The sequence below is a fragment of the Parageobacillus sp. VR-IP genome (genome assembly GCF_013357975.1).
GTDB lineage: Bacteria > Bacillota > Bacilli > Bacillales > Anoxybacillaceae > Saccharococcus > Saccharococcus caldoxylosilyticus.
Map to the genome: position 1 here is coordinate 1 of NZ_JABVYQ010000016.1, position 20,986 is coordinate 20,986.

Here is a 20,986-nt window from a genome sequence, read left to right on the forward strand (position 1 = left end):
ATTACTTGCCTAGTGACTATAGCGGAGAGGAAACACCCGTTCCCATCCCGAACACGGAAGTTAAGCTCTCCAGCGCCGATGGTAGTTGGGGCCAGCGCCCCTGCAAGAGTAGGTCGTCGCTAGGCAGTTTCTATTATACCAGGGAGTGAAACACGCCTAAATTCCCTTTACTTTTTTTCAATGAGTTGCCTCGACGCATTTGACATCTTTGAATTAGCTAGTTGAGGAAGAGGCAACGAATTTCATGAAATCTTTCTAAATTAAATTATTCTTTTTATCGTCGCGGGGTGGAGCAGTCCGGTAGCTCGTCGGGCTCATAACCCGAAGGTCGCAGGTTCAAATCCTGCCCCCGCAATCCGTTTGCCTTAGGAAATATAAGATTTCCTAAGGTTTTTTTATTTTTTGTGCATACAATGTCTGCTTCCCCTTTCCCTAACCGCGAACTGATGTGGAAACGTCCTTCTTTTGATAATAAGGCAGCCGCTATCTTTCCTTTATATCATGAACAGTGGTAACACATGGCGGAAATATGGTAAAATTTCAACAGCGAAGATTATCATGATAAAATGTGTTAAAGGTGACAATCAATGAAACGTTATGAGCTGATAATGCATTCCCCAGAAGAAACGATGAGCCTTGCTCGCAAATTGGGAGAAAAATTAGAAGCAGGATCTGTTGTTACACTAGAAGGAGATTTAGGGGCAGGAAAGACGACTTTTACAAAAGGATTGGCAAAAGGACTGGGAATTGAAAAAACGATTAATAGTCCTACCTTTACGATCGTAAAAGAATATCAAGGGCGCCTTCCTCTTTATCATATGGATGTGTACCGTCTAGAGGATGAGATGGAGGACCTTGGCTTTGATGAATACTTTGAAGGAGATGGAGTCACTGTTATTGAATGGGCACACCTTATCAAGACGCAATTACCAAAAGAAAGATTAAACATTTATTTGTTTCATCATGGAGATCATCAGCGTAAATTAGTAATGGAACCAATGGGAGAACGGTATGAACAGTTATGTAAGGAGATTTTGGAAGCATGAAAATATTGGCGATTGATACATCCAATGTCGTAATGGGAATTGCGTTAGTGGAGGATGACGTTGTAAAAGGAGAAATAACAACCAACATCAAGAAAGACCATTCTACGCGTGTTATGCCTGCGGTCCAATCATTGATGAAACATTGTGGCGTTACTCCACAGGAGCTTGATTTAATCGCTGTCGCAAGAGGACCAGGTTCATATACAGGGGTACGCATCGGTGTGACGATTGCAAAAACGCTAGCATGGTCTTTAAACATTCCAATCGTCGGGGTATCTAGTTTAGAGGTGCTGGCGGCTAATGGCCGGTATTTTTCGGGTGCCATTTCTCCGTTCTTTGATGCTCGAAGAGGGCAAATTTACACCGGATTATACCGTTACAATGGGACAGAACTCGAATGTATAAAACATGATCGAATTGTGCTGGCGGAAGAATGGGCTAGCGAGTTAAAAGCAAGAAAAGAAGCGGTGCTGTTTATCGGGACAGATGTTGCTCTATATAAAAATATTTTTCAGCGGCACTTGGGCGAATACTCCCATTTTGCTCCCGCTGCATTACAATTGCCGCGGCCAAGCGAACTAGCGTTCCTTGGAAAGAAAAAAGAGCGGGAAGATGCACATGCATTCGTACCGAATTACATTCGTTTGGCCGAAGCAGAAGCCAAATGGCTTGCCAAACAAGAAGGGGAAAATAAACATGGGGATGGATATTCAATTTCGATCCATGACGTTAAATGATATTGATGCTGTGTTGCAAGTAGAGCGTGCCTCGTTTACTACTCCTTGGAGCAGGGAAGCGTTTTATAATGAACTTGTTCACAATCGCTATGCCAAATATATTGTCATGGTGCATCGCGGCCGCGTTATCGGTTATGGCGGGATGTGGGTAGTGATCGATGAGGCGCATATTACGAATGTAGCGGTATTGCCGGAATTTCGCGGCAAAAAATTAGGAGAAGCGCTCATGCGCAAATTGATGGAAACGGCCAAACAGCTAGGGGCTGTAACGATGACATTGGAAGTTCGTGTTTCTAATCATGTCGCCCAATCGTTATATCGAAAATTAGGATTTCGCAATGGTGGCATTCGTAGACAGTATTATCCAGATAATTTAGAAGATGCGCTAGTAATGTGGGTGAATTTATCATGAATCATGACATATATGTGCTTGGAATTGAAACGAGCTGCGATGAAACAGCAGCGGCAGTAGTGAAAAACGGAAAAGAAATTTTATCCAATATCGTCGCCTCGCAAATGGAAAGTCATAAACGATTCGGCGGCGTCGTGCCGGAAATCGCATCGCGCCATCATGTCGAGCAGATTACGTTTGTGATTGAAGAAGCGATGAATAAGGCGGGTGTTTCTTTTTCACAGTTAAGCGCGATTGCGGTAACACAAGGCCCAGGATTAGTCGGTGCGCTGTTAATCGGGGTCAACGCGGCAAAAGCGTTATCATTTGCCTATAATATTCCTCTAGTCGGCGTTCATCATATCGCAGGACATATTTACGCCAACCGTCTTGTTGCTGAGATGAAATTTCCGTTGTTGTCTCTTGTTGTTTCTGGTGGACATACGGAACTCGTCTATATGGAGAAACATGGAAAGTTTCAAGTGATTGGCGAAACGCGGGATGACGCGGCAGGAGAAGCATATGATAAAGTGGCGAGAGCGTTAAACCTTCCTTATCCGGGCGGGCCTCATATTGACCGTCTTGCCCAGGAAGGAAAGGCAACAATCGATTTGCCACGGGCCTGGCTCGAAGAAGGATCGTATGATTTCAGCTTCAGCGGTTTGAAATCGGCCGTATTAAATACGCTGCATAACGCCAAACAGCGCGGTGAAGAAATAGATCCAAAAGATATGGCAGCCAGCTTTCAGGCCAGCGTCATCGATGTGCTGGTGACCAAAACGATCCAGGCGGCAAAAGAATATCATGTTCGTCAAGTGTTGCTTGCAGGCGGGGTCGCCGCTAATCGAGGATTAAGGACAGAATTACAAAAACAAATGGCGAAATTAGACAACGTTGAGCTGGTGATACCGCCGTTATCATTATGCACTGATAATGCGGCAATGATCGCGGCGGCCGGAACCGTATTGTATATGCAAGGAAAACGGGCGGATATGGCATTAAATGCAAACCCAGGCCTGGAGTTAGAATAAGGGGAATGATACGGGCTTTTTTTCAGGATTTATTCTTGGAAGAAGTCCGTTTTTTTATTAAAAAAATAAAGGTTGTGCATATATTTATCCACAAGTTGTGGATATTGTGGAAAAATAGAAAAATCTCTATGATATCAGGGAAGAAATAATCACAGTTTTTTTTACATAACCCCCCTATTTTTTGTGGATAATGTGGAAAAACCGGTGAATAACTTGAATAACGGGAATAAAATTGGGGATAAGTTTGTGGGTATGTGATTAACTAAAAAAACATCCACCTGTTCATAACGGGTGGATGTTTGTGTATTTTGTTATTTCAGTGTATGAAGTTCTTCCCATTCCACTAATAATAGATCCAGTTTTTGTTTCATTTCCTCGTTCTCTTTTGTCAGCTGTTGCACTTTTTCATGATCTTGGTAAATGTCAGGATCGCATAATTGTTCTTCCACGTGCGCAATTTGTTGTTCTAATTCGCCAATTTCCGCTTCGATTTCTTCAATGCGGCGCTTGCGCTGCCGCTCTAGTTTTTTTGCTTCTTTTTCTTGTTCATAATTCAATTTTTTCGTTGATTCTCCACCAGGAAGGTTCGCATTGGTTTGCCGCTGCTCCGCAGCAGCGAGACGTTCGAGTTCCAGCATTTCTTCTTTTTTGGCGATATAGTAGTCATAGTCACCTAAATATTCGGTAATTCCATCACTAGAAAGTTCGTATATTTTCGTGGCGATGCGATTGATAAAGTAGCGGTCATGAGAGACGAATAAAATCGTTCCAGGGTATTCAATTAAGGCGTTCTCGAGCACCTCTTTGCTGTCTAAATCAAGATGGTTGGTCGGTTCGTCTAAAACAAGGAAGTTCGCTTTTTGCATCATCAATTTGGCAAGCGCCAGTCTTGCTTTTTCCCCGCCGCTTAGCTCCGATACGTGCTTTAGCACATCATCCCCAGAGAATAAGAAGTTTCCGAGCACGGTGCGGATTTCTTTTTCCGTTTTGTCAGGGAATTCATCCCAAAGTTCATCGAGCACGCGCTTATTTGAGGACAAGTCGGCCTGGTTTTGGTCATAGTAGCCGATTTGTACGTTCGAGCCGTAGCGGAAATGCCCTGCTTGTAGCGGGAGTTTATTGACAATCGCTTTTAGCAACGTGGATTTGCCGATTCCGTTCGGTCCAATCAAAGCGACGCTTTCCCCGCGCGTGATGCGAAAGCGGACATTGCGAAAAATTAGCTGATCCGCATCGTATCCCACTGCGACATCTTCAGCGATTAACACGTCATTGCCGCTTTGCCGCTCGATTTCGAAGGAAAACGAAGCAGCCTTTTCGTCCCCGATCGGCTTCTCCATTCTTTCCATTTTTTCGAGCCGTTTTCTTCTGCTTTGCGCGCGCTTGGTTGTCGAAGCGCGGGCAATATTGCGCTGAATAAAATCTTGCAGCTTTGCAATTTCTTCTTGCTGTTTTTCATATAGTTTTCGTTCCCGTTCGTATTCCTCCGCCCGTTGCTCCAGGTAACGGCTGTAATTGCCGCTATACCGCTTTAATGTTGCACGTGACAGTTCGTATACTTGGGTGACTACTTTGTCGAGAAAATAGCGGTCATGCGATACAATTAAAATAGCGCCAGGATACGTTTGTAAATATTGCTCCAACCATGTTAATGTTTCGAGGTCTAAATGGTTGGTCGGCTCGTCCAAAATAAGCAAATCGGGCTTCATTAACAGCAATTTTCCGAGCGCCAGCCGCGTTCGTTGTCCGCCGCTTAGCGATTGGACAGGAGTCGTCATATAATCGTACTTAGAAAACTGCAAACCGTGTAAAATGGAGCGAATATCAGCTTCGTATTGGTAACCACCTTGTTCTTTATAGCGCTCTTGCAACGCGTCATAGTCTTTTAATAGTTTTTCATAACGGGAAACGTCTGCAAGCAGATTGGGATCGCCCATTTGCATTTCCATCGCTCGCAATTGCTTCTCCATCACCTTTAACGGGGCGAATACCGTCATCATTTCTTCCCAAATCGACAACGAAGAGTGAAGCCCGCTGTCTTGGGCAAGATAGCCGATTGTTACTTCTTTTGGTTTAATAATCTCCCCGCTATCGTAAGACATTTCACCGGCAATGATCTTTAATAGGGTCGATTTCCCGGCTCCGTTTCTCCCAACAAGAGCAATACGGTCTTTTGATTGTATTTCTAATTTTATATTCGATAAAATAAGGTCAGCGCCAAAATATTTTGTCAGTTGGTTAACTTGTAAAATGATCATTGTTTTTCACCTCTCGTTTGACAATAATAGTGTAGCGTAAGTGACTTTCTTATCGCAATAAAACGATAAAAGACAGATGACGAAAAATAGTGTATAGTTTATAAGTGGAGGAGATTATGTTGTCATCATTTACCCATTTCAACGAACAAGGCCGGGCAAAAATGGTCGATATTACGAACAAAGAGGATACGGTTCGCATAGCGGTCGCGCAAACAAGTGTGACAGTAAATAAGGAAATTTATGAAAAAATGACAAACCACACGATCGAAAAAGGGGATGTGCTTGCCGTTGCGCAAGTGGCAGGTATTATGGCAGCGAAAAAAACAGCCGATCTCATTCCAATGTGCCATCCGCTTATGCTAAAAGGTGTCGACATTCAGTTTGCCTGGCATGTCGAAGAAGAAAAAGCGTTGTATCAATTGTTGATTACCGTAACGGTGAAAACGAAGGGAAGCACGGGGGTGGAGATGGAAGCGCTAACGGCAGCCTCTGTATGTGCGCTGACAGTATATGATATGTGTAAGTCGTTAGATAAAGGAATGGTTATTGGCCCAACCTATTTGGTAGAGAAAAAAGGTGGAAAGTCAGGACATTATCAACGCGAAAAAAGAAGTGCTGGGGGATTCATCAATGAGCAATGAACAGCCAAAAATTCCGCAAGCAACGGCCAAACGTTTGCCGTTATATTATCGTTTTTTAAAAAATTTACACGCTTCTGGGAAACAACGCGTTTCTTCTGCCGAACTGAGCGAGGCGGTCAAAGTCGATCCTGCGACGATCCGCCGCGATTTTTCCTATTTTGGCGCGCTTGGCAAAAAGGGATACGGATATAATGTCAACTATTTGCTGTCATTTTTCCGGAAAACGCTCGATCAAGATGAGGTAACGGAAGTCGCACTATTTGGAGTCGGGAACTTAGGCACCGCATTTTTAAATTATAATTTTTCGAAAAACAATAATACGAAAATTGTGATGGCATTTGACGTAGATGAAAGGAAAGTCGGTACAGAAGTCGGCGGGGTGCCTGTCTATCATTTGGATGAATTGGAAGACCGTCTTCACGAGGGGATTCCAGTAGCAATTTTAACGGTGCCAGCCCATGTTGCTCAGTGGATTACCGACCGTCTTGTCCAAAGAGGAATTAAAGGAATTTTAAATTTTACACCAGCGCGCTTGAACGTACCCAAGCATATTCGCGTCCATCATATTGACTTAGCGGTCGAATTGCAGTCGCTCGTTTATTTTTTGAAAAACTACCCGCTTGAATAAAAGGAGAGAATAAAACGTGAAATATTTATTAATCGTGCTTGTCATCTTATTATTGTTTGGAACAAAAAAACTTCCAGAATTGGGCAAGTCGCTCGGTCAATCGCTCCGCGAATTTAAGGATGCGACGAAAGGATTAGCCGATGAGGATGAAAAAAAAGCCGACCAATGATGAGTTAGGATGGTTGACATATGAACGATAAAGAAATGTCGGTGTATGAGCACCTAGGAGAGTTGCGAAAACGGCTTATCATTGTTCTTGTTTTTTTTGGCATTGCTTTGATAGGAAGCTTCTTTTTTGTAGAACCGGTCATTTTATATTTGCAGCGGACGGATGAAGCAAAAGAATTGACGATGAATGCGTTTCGTTTGACAGATCCGATCAAAATTTATTTTCAGTTTGCTTTTGTCATTGCCTTTGTTCTTACTGCTCCGGTTTTGCTTTATCAACTTTGGGCGTTTGTCAGTCCGGGATTGTATGAAAAAGAGCGAAAGGTCACTTTAAGTTATATCCCTATTTCGATTGTTCTCTTTTTCGCTGGCGTTAGTTTTGCGTATTTTGTTTTATTTCCGTTTGTCGTTCGTTTTATGCAAAATTTGGCGGAACGCCTGGGCATTCATCAAGTCATCGGCATTAATGAATATTTTGAATTTTTGCTTCAGCTCATCTTGCCGTTTGGCATTGTCTTTCAGCTGCCGGTAGTAGTGATGTTTTTCACAAGACTTGGTTTGATTACACCAATGTTATTGATCAAAATACGAAAATATGCTTATTTGGCCTTGCTGATTGTAGCTGCGGTCATTACGCCGCCGGATGTATTATCGCAAGTCATCGTGATGATTCCGCTTTCGATTTTATATGAGGCAAGCATTTGGATTTCTAAGATGGCTTACCGCAAAGTGCTATTGGCGCAACAGGAACAAGAAAACCTCCCGTGAAATCAAACGGGAGGTTTATTGCGAAAGTGGAGTGCGAATAGACGTATTGCTGCTCCAAAATCAAGCGTAGCCAGGATGGCAAGGAAGATCGTGAAAAAGTTCCAAATCGTATCTTTTGCACTTTGAATGGACAAGTAAGTAAATAGCACTCCCATCAGAAAATAGAAAAAACCAAATTGTAATGGCGTCCCTTTCATTGTTTAAAAGCCCCCAATAATGAGTTGTATCTGCTCTGTCTGCCGCATTATTTTTTCAATTTCATCAGCAAACAATGTTTGTATGACGACCACGAACGTATTCATGGTAACATGGGCGAAAATCGGAACGAAAATGCGTCCCGTTTTCGCATAAAGAAAGGCAAACGTAAATCCCATTGCTGCGTACAAGAGCAGGTGTTCAAGTTCCATATGGACGATGGCGAATAAAAGCGAACTAACTAGCGCGGAAATGAAGAAGTTGTATTTTTGATATAGCGTTCCAAAAATAATTTTACGAAAAATTATTTCTTCTAAAATCGGACCGATAATGGAAGTCACGACCATTAATAAAGGGGTGACTTGAATGATTTCAACAATTCGTTTTGTGTTTTCCGAGCCTGGTTCGATACCAAGCAAGCGCCATTCAACATTAGCGGCAAGGCTTTGGGCAAAGAGCGACAAAAAGACGCCGCTGATCGCCCACATCCAAGCGACGGGCAAAGAAACGCGATGACGAGTATGCCGTTGTTTTATATCCTCACGCAAGAAAAAGATAATAATAAAAAACGCAATAGCAAAGCTAATGACCGCCCAATAGCCAGAGGCGAGCTTTGCGGCAACGAGTTTATTTTCGACATGTTTTCCCACGCCGAGAAAGCGCAAAAGCGGAACTCCTACAATACCAGACAGTTGCATGATGATATACGTAATAATGACATACCAATATTGTCGTTTCAAGGAAACTAACCCCTTTGCCAACAAAATAGTGATACTTCCCGTATTTTAGCACATCTTTTGCAAAAATATAAAAAAATTGATTGCCGCCGTTTATCGATCATGGAAATGTGAAATACTTGAAAAGGGTATAGAAGGAGTAAAGAAAAGCGGTTATTTTTTTTATTTCCTACTTGCAAAAAAAGGAGAAGTTCATTAATATTATAAGTGTGTTAGCACTCGATTAAGATGAGTGCTAATAAGAACGGCGAAAATTATTGTTAAGGAGGTTGTTTTCCGTGTTAAAGCCATTAGGTGATCGCGTTGTCATTGAAGTGATTGAAACGGAAGAAAAAACTGCAAGCGGTATCGTATTGCCAGACACTGCGAAAGAAAAACCACAAGAAGGCAAAGTAGTTGCTGTTGGCAAAGGACGTGTGCTTGACAGCGGTGAGCGTGTAGCTCCGGAAGTAGAAGTTGGCGATCGCGTTATTTTCTCGAAATATGCTGGAACAGAAGTAAAATATGACGGCAAGGAATATTTAATCTTGCGTGAAAGCGACATTTTGGCTGTTATTGGCTAATATACAGCATTTATAACATAGATATGTACAAAATACTTAACTAAAATACTTAACGATTCCATTTTATAAGGAGGTAACGGGGTATGGCAAAAGAAATTAAATTCAGCGAAGAAGCTCGTCGCGCGATGTTACGCGGTGTGGACAAACTAGCAGATGCGGTAAAAGTAACATTAGGACCAAAAGGCCGTAACGTCGTATTAGAGAAAAAATTTGGTTCGCCATTAATTACAAACGACGGTGTAACAATCGCGAAAGAAATCGAATTAGAAGACCCATTTGAAAACATGGGGGCGAAACTTGTTGCGGAAGTTGCAAGCAAAACGAATGATGTTGCTGGGGACGGTACAACAACGGCAACAGTTTTAGCGCAAGCAATGATCCGTGAAGGATTGAAAAACGTTACAGCTGGCGCTAACCCAATGGGCATCCGCAAAGGTATTGAAAAAGCGGTCGCTGTGGCAGTAGAAGAATTAAAAGCAATCTCCAAACCAATCAAAGGAAAAGAATCGATTGCCCAAGTTGCAGCGATCTCTGCGGCTGACGAAGAAGTTGGTCAATTAATCGCAGAAGCAATGGAACGCGTCGGCAACGACGGTGTTATCACATTAGAAGAATCGAAAGGCTTCACAACAGAACTAGATGTTGTTGAAGGTATGCAATTTGACCGTGGTTATGTATCTCCATACATGATTACAGATACAGAAAAAATGGAAGCAGTGCTTGAAAATCCATACATCTTAATTACAGATAAAAAAGTTTCTAGCATCCAAGAAATCTTGCCTGTATTAGAGCAAGTGGTACAACAAGGCAAACCATTATTAATCATCGCAGAAGATGTGGAAGGCGAAGCGCTTGCAACATTAGTTGTGAACAAACTTCGCGGTACATTCAATGCGGTAGCGGTTAAAGCGCCTGGCTTTGGCGATCGTCGTAAAGCAATGCTGGAAGACATCGCAATCTTAACTGGCGGTGAAGTCATCTCCGAAGAACTAGGACGCGAATTGAAATCGACAACGATCGCATCGCTTGGCCGTGCTTCGAAAGTCGTTGTAACGAAAGAAACAACAACGATTGTGGAAGGCGCTGGCGATTCTGACCGCATTAAAGCTCGCATCAATCAAATCCGTGCGCAATTAGAAGAAACTACTTCGGAATTCGACCGCGAAAAATTACAAGAACGTCTTGCAAAATTAGCTGGCGGCGTAGCAGTAATCAAAGTTGGTGCAGCTACAGAAACAGAATTGAAAGAACGCAAATTGCGCATTGAAGACGCGCTCAACTCTACTCGTGCAGCTGTCGAAGAAGGTATCGTAGCCGGCGGTGGTACGGCATTAATGAACGTATACAGCAAAGTGGCTGCGATCGAAGCAGAAGGCGACGAAGCAACTGGTGTGAAAATCGTTCTTCGCGCAATCGAAGAGCCAGTTCGCCAAATTGCGCAAAACGCTGGTTTGGAAGGCTCTATCATTGTTGAACGCTTAAAAACAGAAAAACCTGGCATCGGCTTCAACGCTGCTACTGGTGAATGGGTAGACATGATTGAAGCTGGTATCGTAGACCCAACAAAAGTAACTCGTTCCGCTCTGCAAAACGCAGCTTCTGTTGCCGCTATGTTCTTAACAACTGAAGCAGTTGTCGCTGACAAACCAGAAGAAAACAAAGGCGGCAACAACGGAATGCCTGACATGGGCGGAATGATGTAATAATTGCCCAAAAGCCTTGGAGCACTGGGGTTCCCCTGGTGTTCCTTTCTTTTTTGACCGCGGAAAAATCATAAATTTTTTATGAAGCTTCCCATTCGTTCGCTGAACTTTTGGGAAGCTTTTTCTTCTAAGTTTTTAGTCATATGAGCATAAATCGTTGGCAGATGCGTTGACCTGTGTTCAGAACCAATTAGGCTGAATGACAAAGTGTTTCTATAAATCCTGAGTTACATTAGTTTTTAGATTTATATTCTTAGAAGGCTGTATTGCACTACATATAGGGCTCTCTCCGTCAATTTTCCTAAAAGATAGAAATCGGCTTAAGCTTGAAGATTAGACCTTAATTTAACTGAAGGGCCAAATGTGTCTGCCCCATCTCTCTATACATTAATAAAGTGGAGGCTTGGTTAATATTAAATAATAGTGTTTCATCAACATATTCAGCTTGACACCGGACATAATCTTTAGTAATCGAAACAGGGTGTATTGGATATTTAAAAGGTGCTCTATGCATTTTAGTTACACTAACATATAATTGTCCATCGGTACCGTCAAGAATTTTGTGTAACGTAATGGAGTAGGGTTTCTCTGAATTGGATTTGGAATGAATAGGGGACTGGTTTTTCTCCACACGGGGCTGACGCAACATCGCTTAAAGGCGATGTTTTGAGTCAGCCCCTCTTATCGTTACTCCGAAAAAGCGCCCGATAACTGAATAACACGTGAGCTTTCATTAGTGGGTATAGCTTAAAAAGAACTTCTATCCCGTTCCTTTAAATGATTATCAAACGCCTCTTGAACCTTATCCTTCTTGGACGAAACAATTTTTCCCTTAACCTGCTTTAACGTCGCTACTATAAGAAAGCTAACAATCACTAATAAGAACCATGAACTCACCTTTCCTAGATGTACGAGACTCCATGCATCGGTTTGGTTTGGATATTCCCAAGCTCCAAAGAACGTTGCGATATTTTCGGCTATCCATATAAAAAATCCGATGAGCACAAAAGAAAGTGCGAGTGGCATACGGTAACGAGTTCCATCAACCTCGAATGTGACCCATGATTGCCAAAAGACGATAATTACAAGCCCAGATAACCACCAACGAACGTCAATCCAATAATGGTGGGTGAAAAAATTTAAATAAATCGCAGCTGCAAGAGGTACAACTACCAAAAACGGTGGCCAATTAACCAGTTCAACCTTAAGCCTCCTCCACGCCTGGCAAAGATAACTCGCTACACTTGCGTACATGAATCCACTATACAAAGGCACTCCAAAAATTTTGAAATATCCTTCTTCTGGATAAGACCAGGAGCCCATATGTACCTTGAAAAGTTCAAGAGCAAGTCCAATAAGGTGGAACAATGTGATAACCTTTAGTTCATCCCGTGTTTCAAGCCCGGAACGCACCATCCACCACTGCATCAGAAGGCAGATGATGAGCAGCCAGTCATACCGTGGTAGGAAAGGAAGCGGCATGAATTTTGTAAAAGCCAAAGAGGCAAAAATAACGACAGGAAACAAACATGATAGGGCCTGCTCCCAACCAAAACGAACGAGTTGTTTTAGTGCTCTCATGATTTGTGCCTCTTTATTATCCTTGAGTGTCTTCGTCACTTTTGTATTCTAAAATATCCCCAGGTTGGCATTCTAATGCTTTGCAAATTGCATCTAAAGTTGAAAACCTAATAGCTTTTGCCTTTCCATTTTTCAATATAGAAAGATTAGCCATCGTTATTCCAACCCTCTCCGAAAGTTCTGTAAGGCTCATTTTCCTTTTAGCCAGCATTACATCAAGATTGATTATAATCGCCATTGTTTTCACCTCAGATCGTTAAATCATTTTCTGATTTTATATCTATGGCATTTTTTAATAGTTTTTGAAGAATAGAAGCAAAGACTGCAATCACCATGCAACCAAAAATAATGACCATTCCGATTAGTATAATACCTGGGGCATCGTCTACCTCTGCCATGAGATATAAGAGTGGCATAAATACCACATATAAGGCACCGATGATGATGGCACAGTATTTGATGTTCTTTAAAGATTTTACAGATAATTCAGAAAACGCCTGGTTCTTGTCAATATAGCTTAAAAGTTTTAAAGCCTGGTACAATGCAACGAAAAATACTATCGCTGTTACATACAACCCGATTAAAAAGGGATATTGCAAAAAATCTAACTTTGGATTTAATTCTGCAAAATATTCAGCTATCCCAGGTAACAAAAATATACACAAAGCAAGGACAGGAAGTCCCATAAGAACAACAGCGAACTTTAAAAAGAGTGTTTCTCGTTTCATAAAAAGCACCTCACTTATTTATTGTTAATTTTATTGTTAATTTGATTTTAATACGCATTTTATCGTTTTACAATAAATTATTATTTATTTTTATTATATTTTTATTGTTTTATAGAAATATCCTTTTAATTTTAGACAAAGATAAAGAGCATTCCTCATTACAAAGAAATTACAAATCGAGGAATTAAAGAAAGAAGGATGTGAGGTCATCTTTGAAGAGAAGTTCACTGGAACGAAAACGGACAGACCTCAGTTCAAGAAGTTACTCAGCAAATTGCAAGAGGGCGACACTTTAGTGGTAAAAAGCTAGACAGACTTGCAAGAAATACAAAAGAGGGAATTGAAATCATCATTTTTTTAGCATAGGATTTAATAAAAGAGTAAATTTCGATAACCTCGGTCATTAGCTGAATAATTTCAATATTATTCAGAAAAATCGAGCTCTTGTCATACCAAAATTTGATTTATTACTAATTTGAAAATGTTTGTGATATTATTAAAATAAAATAAATACATTGATTTGTCCCCTGGAATGGATCTATCAAGCAATCTTCTCTCCCTATAGTTACTACATACTTATGAAAGGGGTAAAAATGGATGAATACTATGCACCGAAAGATGGGAACTTTCGCGCTTATGATGACGGGGCTCGGATCCATCATAGGATCTGGTTGGTTATTTGGTGCGTGGAAGGCCGCCGAAATCGCTGGTCCAGCGGCTGTTTTTTCTTGGATTATTGGGATGGTTGTTATCCTATGTATTGCTCTTTCTTATAGTGAATTGGGTGCCATGTTTCCCGAAGCAGGGGGAATGGTGAAGTATACGCAGTACTCTCATGGATCTTTTGTGGGATTTCTTGCTGCCTGGGCGAACTGGATTGCTATTGTTTCCGTTATTCCGGTGGAGGCAATCGCTTCTGTGCAATATATGAGCTCGTGGCCATGGGATTGGGCGAAGTGGACACATAGTTTAGTAGAAAACGGAATGCTTACGCCAAAAGGTCTTGCTATTGCTTCTGTGTTAATTCTTATTTACTTTTTCCTCAATTACTGGACCGTAAGTTTGTTTGCAAAAGCAAACTCGCTTATAACCATATTTAAAATTATCATCCCAGGAGCGACAATTGGTGCGCTCTTGTTCGTTGGCTTTCATGGGGAAAACTTTACCTACGGTCATAGTGTGGCGCCTTATGGATGGTCAAGTGTATTGACAGCGGTGGCTACGTCTGGCATTGTGTTCGCGTTTAATGGATTTCAAAGTCCAATTAATATGGCGGGAGAAGCTAAAAAACCAAGTCGATCCATTCCTATTGCAGTAGTGGGTTCTGTTCTGATTGCGACGGTTATATATACGCTGTTGCAGGTGGCTTTTATCGGTTCTGTTGATCCTTCCATGCTTGTGCACGGTTGGCATCATTTAAACTTTAACTCTCCATTTGCCGATTTAGCCATTGCTTTAAATATCAATTGGTTAGTGATCTTATTATACGTTGATGCTTTTGTTTCTCCTTCCGGTACAGGAACAACTTATACCGCTACAACAGCGCGTATGATTTACGGTATGCAAAAGAATGGATATATGCCGGGTGTTTTAGGTAAGCTGCATCCTATTTACGGAGTTCCACGCCCAGCTATGTTTTTTAATTTGGCCGTATGTTTTGTTTTTTTGTTTTTGTTTAAAGGCTGGGGCGTATTGGCAGAGGTCATTTCCGTTGCCACCTTAATTTCCTATATTACTGGTCCTATTACCGTCATGACATTAAGACGAACAGGAAAGCATCTGTACCGTCCTCTTCGTCTCAAGGGACTGCGTATTATTGCGCCGTGCGGATTTATCTTTGCTTCTTTAACACTATATTGGGCGCGTTGGCCGCTTACAGGACAAGTATTGTTTATTATGATCATCGGGCTACCTGTTTATTTCTACTATCAAGCAAAAATGAAATGGAAGGGTTTTCGCCAAGATTTCCGGGCAGGTATTTGGATGGTTGTCTACTTATTATCCATGATGTGCATCTCCTACTTGGGAAGTGAAAAGTTCGGGGGGATAAACATCATCCCATATGGTTGGGATATGATTATTATTGCATGCTTATCTCTTGTTTTTTATGCTTGGGCCGTAAAAAGCGGATTTGAAACAGAATACCTGCAGGAAGCTAATAAAGTAAATAAAGAGATGAGAGACAGAGACGCCATTATGGTGGCTGATTCCAAACAGAAAGCAGCTTTGTAAAAAGCTGTTTTCTAATTGCCAAGATGGTAAGAGGGGGGCTATTAAGTCTTTCATCTTTAAACTACTTATCCATAAGTGGTGACGAATAATGGCACCATTGCTTCGGATATTCCAGGGTATGTAAAGAAAAGCCGGTTTTCAGCCGGCTTTTTCCTAATTTAATAGATAAATAAGCACGATCCCGCTAGCAATGAACAAAAGAGAGGGGAAAAGCAAAAAAGGAAAAACTGTCCAGCGGATCGGCTGCAAAAAATCATCTCCAATGGCACAATGCACTTTTTATCTTCGCTTTCTTTCCATTGCCTCCACTCTTCACGCCATTCGTAAACAGCGAAGGGCGATAATCCGGCTCCAAGCACAGGCAGAACAACCCCTAAAACAATCATTATCTTTGCTCCTTTACACCACTCGTGAAACAAAATTTAATAAAATTTTTCCGACACCATACATACTGTAATATTATGCATGAACGGGCGGCCGCCCATGGTCTCAATGATGCCGGCGGGTAATGAGAAACATGGTTTCTTTTCATCAATGCTTCGCTCCTGCTTAGAAGTGATTTTACTTTTGTAGGAATGGGTATAAAACATAATAGGCGATGAAAATGGCAAAGGAGGCTTATTTTCATGAAAGAAAGAATCGAGCGCGACTCGTTAGGAGAGGTGAGAGTGCCGGCCGATAAATATTGGGGCGCGCAGACGGAGCGAAGCCGAAATAATTTTAAAATCGGTGCGGAAAAAATGCCGCTGGAGCTGATTTACGCTTACGCCCAGCTCAAAAAGGCGGCGGCGATCGTTAACCATGAGTGCGGCAAATTAAGCGAGGCGAAAAAGAATGCCATTTGCAGCGCATGTGACGAGATACTAGCTGGAAAGTGGGATGAACATTTTCCGCTCGTCGTTTGGCAGACAGGCAGCGGGACGCAAACGAATATGAATGTAAACGAAGTCATCGCCAGAAGAGCGAACGAACTGCTGCCGGAAGGAGAAGGACGCATTCATCCAAACGACGATGTCAATATGTCGCAAAGCTCGAACGATACGTTTCCGACGGCGATGCATATTGCCGTCTATACGAAACTGCACGAGCATCTATTGCCGGCGTTAGACGGCCTGATCAGCACTTTTTTCGAAAAAGAAGCGAAATACAACAATACGATAAAAATCGGACGGACGCATTTGCAAGATGCCACACCGCTGACCTTTGCCCAAGAGATTTCGGGGTGGCGGACGATGCTTGAGAAAAGCAGGAACATGATCAAACAGGCAAGCGAACAGCTGTTAAATTTAGCGGTCGGCGGGACAGCGGTTGGCACGGGATTGAATGCGCCGGATTCGTTTGGCGATAAAGTGGCTGAGCAGCTGCATAAACAAACAGGCTATCCGTTCCGTTCATCGATCAATAAATTCCATGCTTTAACAAGCCATGATGAAATCGTTTACGTTCACGGCGCCTTAAAAGCGCTGGCGGCAGATATGATGAAAATCGCAAACGATGTGCGCTGGCTGGCAAGCGGCCCACGCTCCGGTCTGGGCGAGATTACGATTCCGGCCAATGAACCAGGAAGCTCGATCATGCCGGGGAAAGTGAATCCGACTCAATGCGAAGCGCTGACAATGGTGACGGTGCAAGTATTTGGAAACGATGCGGCAATAGGGTTTGCCGCCAGCCAAGGGAATTTTCAATTAAACGTATTTAAGCCGGTGATTCTTTATAATATAATGCAGTCGCTCCAACTGCTGGGTGATGCGATTCATTCGTTTGATATTCACTGCGCTAAAGGTCTTGAAGCGAATGAAGACAAAATGAAGGAATATGTCGACCGCTCGCTCATGCTGGTGACCGCCTTGAGCCCGCATATAGGATATGATCGAGCGGCTGAAATAGCGAAACTGGCGTTTAAGGAAGGATTGACGCTTAAAGAAGCGGCGCTGAAAACGGGATATGTCACCGCCGAGCAGTATGACCAGTGGGTGAAACCGGAGAACATGGTGTGACGATAGAAAAAACATCCTGGCAGCTCCAGGATGTTTTTTTATTCAGGCAAAAAGGTTGCGCAGTTCGTTTACCGCCAACACGGCAAACAAGAAGAGGCAAAGAATCAATAGTAAGTTCGACAGCCAATGGTTTCGCCCTTCTTCGGGCAGTTCTTTTTTTGAATTTAAAAGCCAAAGCAGCGTAACCGCTAAAAACGGCATAAACAATGCCCCTAACGCCCCATAGACGATAATGAGTCCGACCGGCTTGCCGATAAAATGCAAAAGCATCGGCGGGAACGTGAGCCAAAAGACGTAAAAGCGGAATGCTTTTGTTTGATTGAGCTTTTCCTTATCAATGTTCAATTTTCGCACATTGCGGATAAAATCGGCGAACAAATACGATACCCCATTCCATACGCCGATTACGGATGTAAAGGAAGCAGACCAAAATCCAAGCAAAAACAGCCAGCGCGCTGCCGGATGCAGCTCATTGCCCATGATCGAGGAGAAGGAGACAAGTCCTTGCTCGCCGCTGATGCTTGTGTCCGTTCCATATAACAAGGCGGCACCGAGCACAAGCAGCGACAACGTAAAGATCGCTGTGACAATGTAAGCGATAGCGGAATCGTAGCGCATCGGCGAAACGTAGGAGTGGCCTTTCCAGCCGTTTTCTTGAATCCAATAGCCGTATGACGCCATCGTAATCGAGCCGCCGACGCCACCGATTAATCCAAGCGCGTAAAGGAGAGATCCTTTCGGCAGGTCAGGAACGGCCGTATGCCATAGTCCGTTTAGCTGCGGAAGAACGAGAATGGCCGAGCCGACTACAGTGATAAACATGAGACCGACTAGTACGTTCATGACACGCTCAAATAGCTGAAAACGGCCAGACCAAGTGATCGCAAATCCGGCGATTCCATGGATAATTGCCCAGGCCCAGAGAGGAATGACCGGAACCATCACTGACATCGCCAAGGCGCATGAAGATGTGCCGGCGGCGCCGTATACAAAGCCCCAAATAAGCGCGTAGACGCCAAAATAGCCGGAGGCCCATTTCCCCATCGACTGCCAGCCTTCAAAAATCGTTTTGCCGCTCAGCAAATGCCAGCGTCCTACCCCTTCGTTTAACACAAATTTAAAGATAGCTCCAACGATGATTGCCCATGCGAACACAAGAGCGTAATTGGTGCCGGCGACAAGAGCGGCAACGAGGTCCCCGGCACCGACACCGGTAGCTGCGACAATGAGACCGGGACCAATAATGGTCCATTTTTTCTTGTTGGTTTGGCTATTTGATGTTTCCATCTTCCCCCTCCTTATGAATAAAAACTATTTTAAAAATTATGTATATTAGTTATTATATATTAATAGTAGGAAAATGAAATGTCTACAGCTAAAAGTTTTAATCACCATAACAATATGACTGCCATCCTAAAAGCAAAGGAGTTCCATTCATGGCGGCAAAAGAAATGTTACAGCCTTCGATAGAACAGGTTGTAGAAAATATTGAGAAAGTGATTGTTGGAAAAAGAAATGTAGCAATATTGAGTCTTGTCGCGTTGCTGGCTAAAGGACATGTACTTTTGGAGGATGTTCCAGGCGTCGGCAAAACGATGCTGGTGCGGGCGTTGGCCAAATCGATTAACGCACAGTTTAAGAGGATTCAATTTACTCCTGACTTGCTGCCGAGCGATGTAACAGGCGTGTCTATTTATAACCCGCGAGAGATGCAATTTGAATACAAGCCTGGACCGATTATGGGAAATATCGTGTTGGCCGATGAAATCAACCGTACTTCGCCGAAAACGCAATCGGCGCTGCTCGAAGCGATGGAAGAGGGAAATGTTACGGTGGATGGGGCGACAAGACCGCTGCCACGTCCATTTTTTGTCATGGCGACGCAAAACCCGATTGAATATGAAGGCACCTATCCGCTCCCGGAGGCCCAGCTGGACCGCTTTTTATTAAAGTTGAGCATGGGATATCCATCCCCTGACGAAGAGGTGGAAATATTAAGCCGTGTGAAAAAAGTGCAGCCTATTGAGGAAATTCATCCTGTAATGACTTTGGATGAGCTGCTAGAGCTGCAACAGAAAGTGACGGAAGTATATGTCGGTGACAGTATAAAACGTTACATCGTTGACATCGTGCAGCGAAGCCGTTCGAACGTATCCGTTTACTTGGGGGTGAGCCCGCGCGGTTCGTTGGCGCTGATGAAGGCGGCCCAAGCTTACGCATTTATCCATGGCCGTGAATTTGTCATTCCTGATGATATTCAGTTTTTAGCTCCGTATGCGTTATCTCACCGCATTATTCTGAAGTCGGAAGCAAAACTGAACGGGCTAAGTGCAGAAGACATCGTCAGGCAAATGATCGTCCGGACTCCGGTGCCGATTCAAAGGTAGTGGAAGAATGAAAAAGAGAAAGCGCCTAACGATACAAATATTTGGATTATGTAGTTTGCTTTTTGCCCTTTTCGCCTATGCCATGTTTCAAGGCGGGTTTGTGAGCTGGTTTTTGTTTTATAGTTTTTTGCCGTTTAGCTTATATTCTTTTGCAATTGCTTTATATCCGTTTCATCGCGCGAGCGTGCGCCGCGTGATTCCGAAGCGGCAGCACCATGCCGGCGAGCGGCTGACTGCAGCCATCGAAGTGCAGCTTCCGATTTGGTTTCCCTTTGTCGCTATAACGATGGCTGAAGGAGATATTACTTCGCTAAATACGGGACCATCTAAAACCACGATCAGCTTTATTTGGAAAAAGAAATTTTCTTACACGTATGAGTTGGAGCCTTTGCCGCGGGGCGAGCATACGTTTGCTTCTGTTTATCTGGCAGCAAGCGATTTTTTCGGTCTCATTGAAAAACAGTCCATTCATGCCGTTAAAGACACCATTGTCGTATATCCGCGCTATATCGCCATGACACATCAGCAAGTGCGGGGGTTTTTTGACCAGGGAATGGTTACTTCGTCGCTCCCGTTCCGCCGCGATAGAACGATGGCAGTCGGGGTTCGGGAGTATGTGCCGGGAGACAGGGTTTCATGGGTGCATTGGAAAGCATCGGCGCGCAAGCAGCAATTAATGACGAAAGAATTTGAAGAGCAGCGGAGCGACGACTTCATCTTGGTACTCGACCGCGCGCCGACACCGTTGTTTGAAGAGCTTGTCACCTTTACCGCTTCACTATTGTGGGCGTCGATTCGCGCGGGAGTGCGGACGGGACTCGTCTCTGTCGGCCGTGACCGCTTTGTTTTTCCGGCGCGCAATAGTGAGGAGCATTTGCAGCGTTTATTTTTGCATTTGGCAAGGGTCGATTGTGACAGCCATGAGCCGTTCGCCCGTGTAATTGCCAATGAAAAAAGGAGCTGGGCGGCCTCGGCCACCCTTTGTTACGTCACGTCGTCTTTGCAGGAGGAAATGGTTTTTCTGCTTCGGGAGATGGCGATGCGGCGACGCAGGATGTTGTTTTTGCTCAAAGAGGAGATGACAAAAGAAGAACAACGTTTAGTGGACATGCTGCGTCAAAGCGGCGTCCGCGTGTCGATCCTATCCCCGCACACGATGCGGGCGACTTTGCAAGGCAGGGATGAGCGATGAAGA

At 43.4% G+C, this 20,986-nt stretch carries 21 protein-coding genes, 1 tRNA gene, 1 rRNA gene and 1 pseudogene; 17 read left to right on the plus strand and 7 right to left on the minus strand.

Annotation, left to right across the window (positions count from 1 at the left end; translation table 11 throughout):
- Positions 1-8 precede the first annotated feature (8 nt).
- The 6 genes from rrf to tsaD all read left to right on the plus strand — a co-directional run bounded on the left by rrf (position 9) and on the right by tsaD (position 3,205).
- Positions 9-125 (plus strand): 5S ribosomal RNA (gene rrf / locus HT574_RS19340).
- A gap of 156 nt (positions 126-281) precedes the next feature.
- Positions 282-355 (plus strand) — tRNA-Met (locus HT574_RS19345).
- Positions 356-587: 232 nt separating this feature from the next.
- Positions 588-1,046 carry a tRNA (adenosine(37)-N6)-threonylcarbamoyltransferase complex ATPase subunit type 1 TsaE gene (tsaE, locus tag HT574_RS19350; protein ID WP_081161810.1) on the plus strand — a complete coding sequence of 153 codons (459 nt, stop codon included), beginning with the start codon at positions 588-590 and terminating at the stop codon, positions 1,044-1,046.
- On the plus strand, positions 1,043-1,783 hold the full coding sequence (tsaB, locus tag HT574_RS19355) for a tRNA (adenosine(37)-N6)-threonylcarbamoyltransferase complex dimerization subunit type 1 TsaB (RefSeq protein ID WP_017434451.1): 741 nt from the start codon (positions 1,043-1,045) through the stop codon (positions 1,781-1,783). The genes tsaE and tsaB overlap by 4 nt, the downstream gene beginning before the upstream one ends.
- Positions 1,743-2,195, plus strand: coding sequence for a ribosomal protein S18-alanine N-acetyltransferase (rimI, locus tag HT574_RS19360; RefSeq protein WP_017434450.1), 453 nt, complete (start codon positions 1,743-1,745; stop codon positions 2,193-2,195). Before tsaB ends, rimI begins: the two co-directional genes overlap by 41 nt.
- Positions 2,192-3,205 carry a tRNA (adenosine(37)-N6)-threonylcarbamoyltransferase complex transferase subunit TsaD gene (tsaD, locus tag HT574_RS19365; protein ID WP_017434449.1) on the plus strand — a complete coding sequence of 338 codons (1,014 nt, stop codon included), beginning with the start codon at positions 2,192-2,194 and terminating at the stop codon, positions 3,203-3,205. The genes rimI and tsaD overlap by 4 nt, the downstream gene beginning before the upstream one ends.
- A 311-nt stretch (positions 3,206-3,516) precedes the next feature.
- Here the strand turns inward: tsaD and HT574_RS19370 are convergent, their stop codons facing one another.
- Positions 3,517-5,463: an ABC-F family ATP-binding cassette domain-containing protein gene (locus HT574_RS19370; RefSeq protein WP_175245811.1), complete on the minus strand. Its 1,947-nt coding sequence runs from the start codon at positions 5,461-5,463 to the stop codon at positions 3,517-3,519.
- Between the two features lie 119 nt (positions 5,464-5,582).
- On the opposite strand from HT574_RS19370, the gene moaC reads away from it, so the two are divergent.
- From moaC to tatC, 4 genes are read left to right on the plus strand one after another with little or no spacing between them, the layout of a single operon-like run.
- Entirely contained in the window at positions 5,583-6,104 is a 522-nt protein-coding gene (moaC, locus tag HT574_RS19375) for a cyclic pyranopterin monophosphate synthase MoaC (RefSeq protein WP_175245824.1), read from the plus strand.
- Positions 6,094-6,732 (plus strand): redox-sensing transcriptional repressor Rex, encoded by a 639-nt coding sequence (locus tag HT574_RS19380; protein ID WP_017434445.1) that lies wholly within the window; start codon positions 6,094-6,096, stop codon positions 6,730-6,732. Before moaC ends, HT574_RS19380 begins: the two co-directional genes overlap by 11 nt.
- A gap of 16 nt (positions 6,733-6,748) precedes the next feature.
- On the plus strand, positions 6,749-6,901 hold the full coding sequence (locus tag HT574_RS19385) for a twin-arginine translocase TatA/TatE family subunit (protein ID WP_017434444.1): 153 nt from the start codon (positions 6,749-6,751) through the stop codon (positions 6,899-6,901).
- A gap of 20 nt (positions 6,902-6,921) precedes the next feature.
- Positions 6,922-7,668, plus strand: coding sequence for a twin-arginine translocase subunit TatC (gene tatC / locus HT574_RS19390; protein ID WP_017434443.1), 747 nt, complete (start codon positions 6,922-6,924; stop codon positions 7,666-7,668).
- Between the two features lie 2 nt (positions 7,669-7,670).
- Here the strand turns inward: tatC and HT574_RS19395 are convergent, their stop codons facing one another.
- Entirely contained in the window at positions 7,671-7,865 is a 195-nt protein-coding gene (locus tag HT574_RS19395) for a YdiK family protein (RefSeq protein ID WP_017434442.1), read from the minus strand.
- Positions 7,866-7,868: 3 nt separating this feature from the next.
- A complete protein-coding gene (locus HT574_RS19400) occupies positions 7,869-8,603 on the minus strand; it encodes a CPBP family intramembrane glutamic endopeptidase (protein ID WP_175245812.1) in 735 nt (244 codons plus the stop codon).
- A gap of 275 nt (positions 8,604-8,878) precedes the next feature.
- Between HT574_RS19400 and groES the strand changes: the two genes are divergently transcribed.
- Together groES and groL are read left to right on the plus strand one after the other, a co-directional pair.
- The gene (gene groES, locus HT574_RS19405) at positions 8,879-9,163 is read left to right on the plus strand and encodes a co-chaperone GroES (protein WP_017434440.1); all 285 of its coding nucleotides are present in this window, start codon (positions 8,879-8,881) and stop codon (positions 9,161-9,163) included.
- An 83-nt stretch (positions 9,164-9,246) separates the two neighbouring features.
- Positions 9,247-10,866 (plus strand): chaperonin GroEL, encoded by a 1,620-nt coding sequence (gene groL / locus HT574_RS19410; protein WP_017434439.1) that lies wholly within the window; start codon positions 9,247-9,249, stop codon positions 10,864-10,866.
- Positions 10,867-11,613: 747 nt separating this feature from the next.
- Here the strand turns inward: groL and HT574_RS19415 are convergent.
- Genes HT574_RS19415 through HT574_RS19425 form a run of 3 tightly spaced genes read right to left on the minus strand, consistent with a single transcriptional unit; the run spans position 11,614 to position 13,175 of the window.
- On the minus strand, positions 11,614-12,447 hold the full coding sequence (locus HT574_RS19415) for a DUF817 domain-containing protein (protein WP_175245813.1): 834 nt from the start codon (positions 12,445-12,447) through the stop codon (positions 11,614-11,616).
- Between the two features lie 16 nt (positions 12,448-12,463).
- Positions 12,464-12,685: a helix-turn-helix domain-containing protein gene (locus HT574_RS19420; RefSeq protein WP_175245814.1), complete on the minus strand. Its 222-nt coding sequence runs from the start codon at positions 12,683-12,685 to the stop codon at positions 12,464-12,466.
- 10 nt (positions 12,686-12,695) lie between these two features.
- On the minus strand, positions 12,696-13,175 hold the full coding sequence (locus HT574_RS19425; protein WP_175245815.1) for a DUF2975 domain-containing protein: 480 nt from the start codon (positions 13,173-13,175) through the stop codon (positions 12,696-12,698).
- Positions 13,176-13,332: 157 nt separating this feature from the next.
- Here HT574_RS19425 and HT574_RS19430 point away from each other — a divergent pair.
- From HT574_RS19430 to fumC, 3 genes and pseudogenes are all read left to right on the plus strand, one after another.
- Positions 13,333-13,526 (plus strand): annotated as a pseudogene (locus HT574_RS19430) (recombinase family protein); the annotation flags it as partial.
- A gap of 246 nt (positions 13,527-13,772) precedes the next feature.
- A complete protein-coding gene (locus HT574_RS19435; RefSeq protein ID WP_175245816.1) occupies positions 13,773-15,407 on the plus strand; it encodes a glutamate/serine transporter AimA in 1,635 nt (544 codons plus the stop codon).
- 626 nt (positions 15,408-16,033) lie between these two features.
- Positions 16,034-17,404, plus strand: coding sequence for a class II fumarate hydratase (fumC, locus tag HT574_RS19440; protein ID WP_017434432.1), 1,371 nt, complete (start codon positions 16,034-16,036; stop codon positions 17,402-17,404).
- A 42-nt stretch (positions 17,405-17,446) separates the two neighbouring features.
- Here fumC and HT574_RS19445 read toward each other — a convergent pair whose 3' ends face one another.
- Positions 17,447-18,691 (minus strand): Nramp family divalent metal transporter, encoded by a 1,245-nt coding sequence (locus tag HT574_RS19445; RefSeq protein ID WP_175245817.1) that lies wholly within the window; start codon positions 18,689-18,691, stop codon positions 17,447-17,449.
- Between the two features lie 149 nt (positions 18,692-18,840).
- Between HT574_RS19445 and HT574_RS19450 the strand changes: the two genes are divergently transcribed.
- Both HT574_RS19450 and HT574_RS19455 read left to right on the plus strand, forming a co-directional pair.
- A complete protein-coding gene (locus HT574_RS19450; RefSeq protein ID WP_175245818.1) occupies positions 18,841-19,791 on the plus strand; it encodes an AAA family ATPase in 951 nt (316 codons plus the stop codon).
- Positions 19,792-19,798: 7 nt separating this feature from the next.
- The gene (locus tag HT574_RS19455; protein ID WP_175245819.1) at positions 19,799-20,983 is read left to right on the plus strand and encodes a DUF58 domain-containing protein; all 1,185 of its coding nucleotides are present in this window, start codon (positions 19,799-19,801) and stop codon (positions 20,981-20,983) included.
- Positions 20,984-20,986 lie beyond the last annotated feature (3 nt).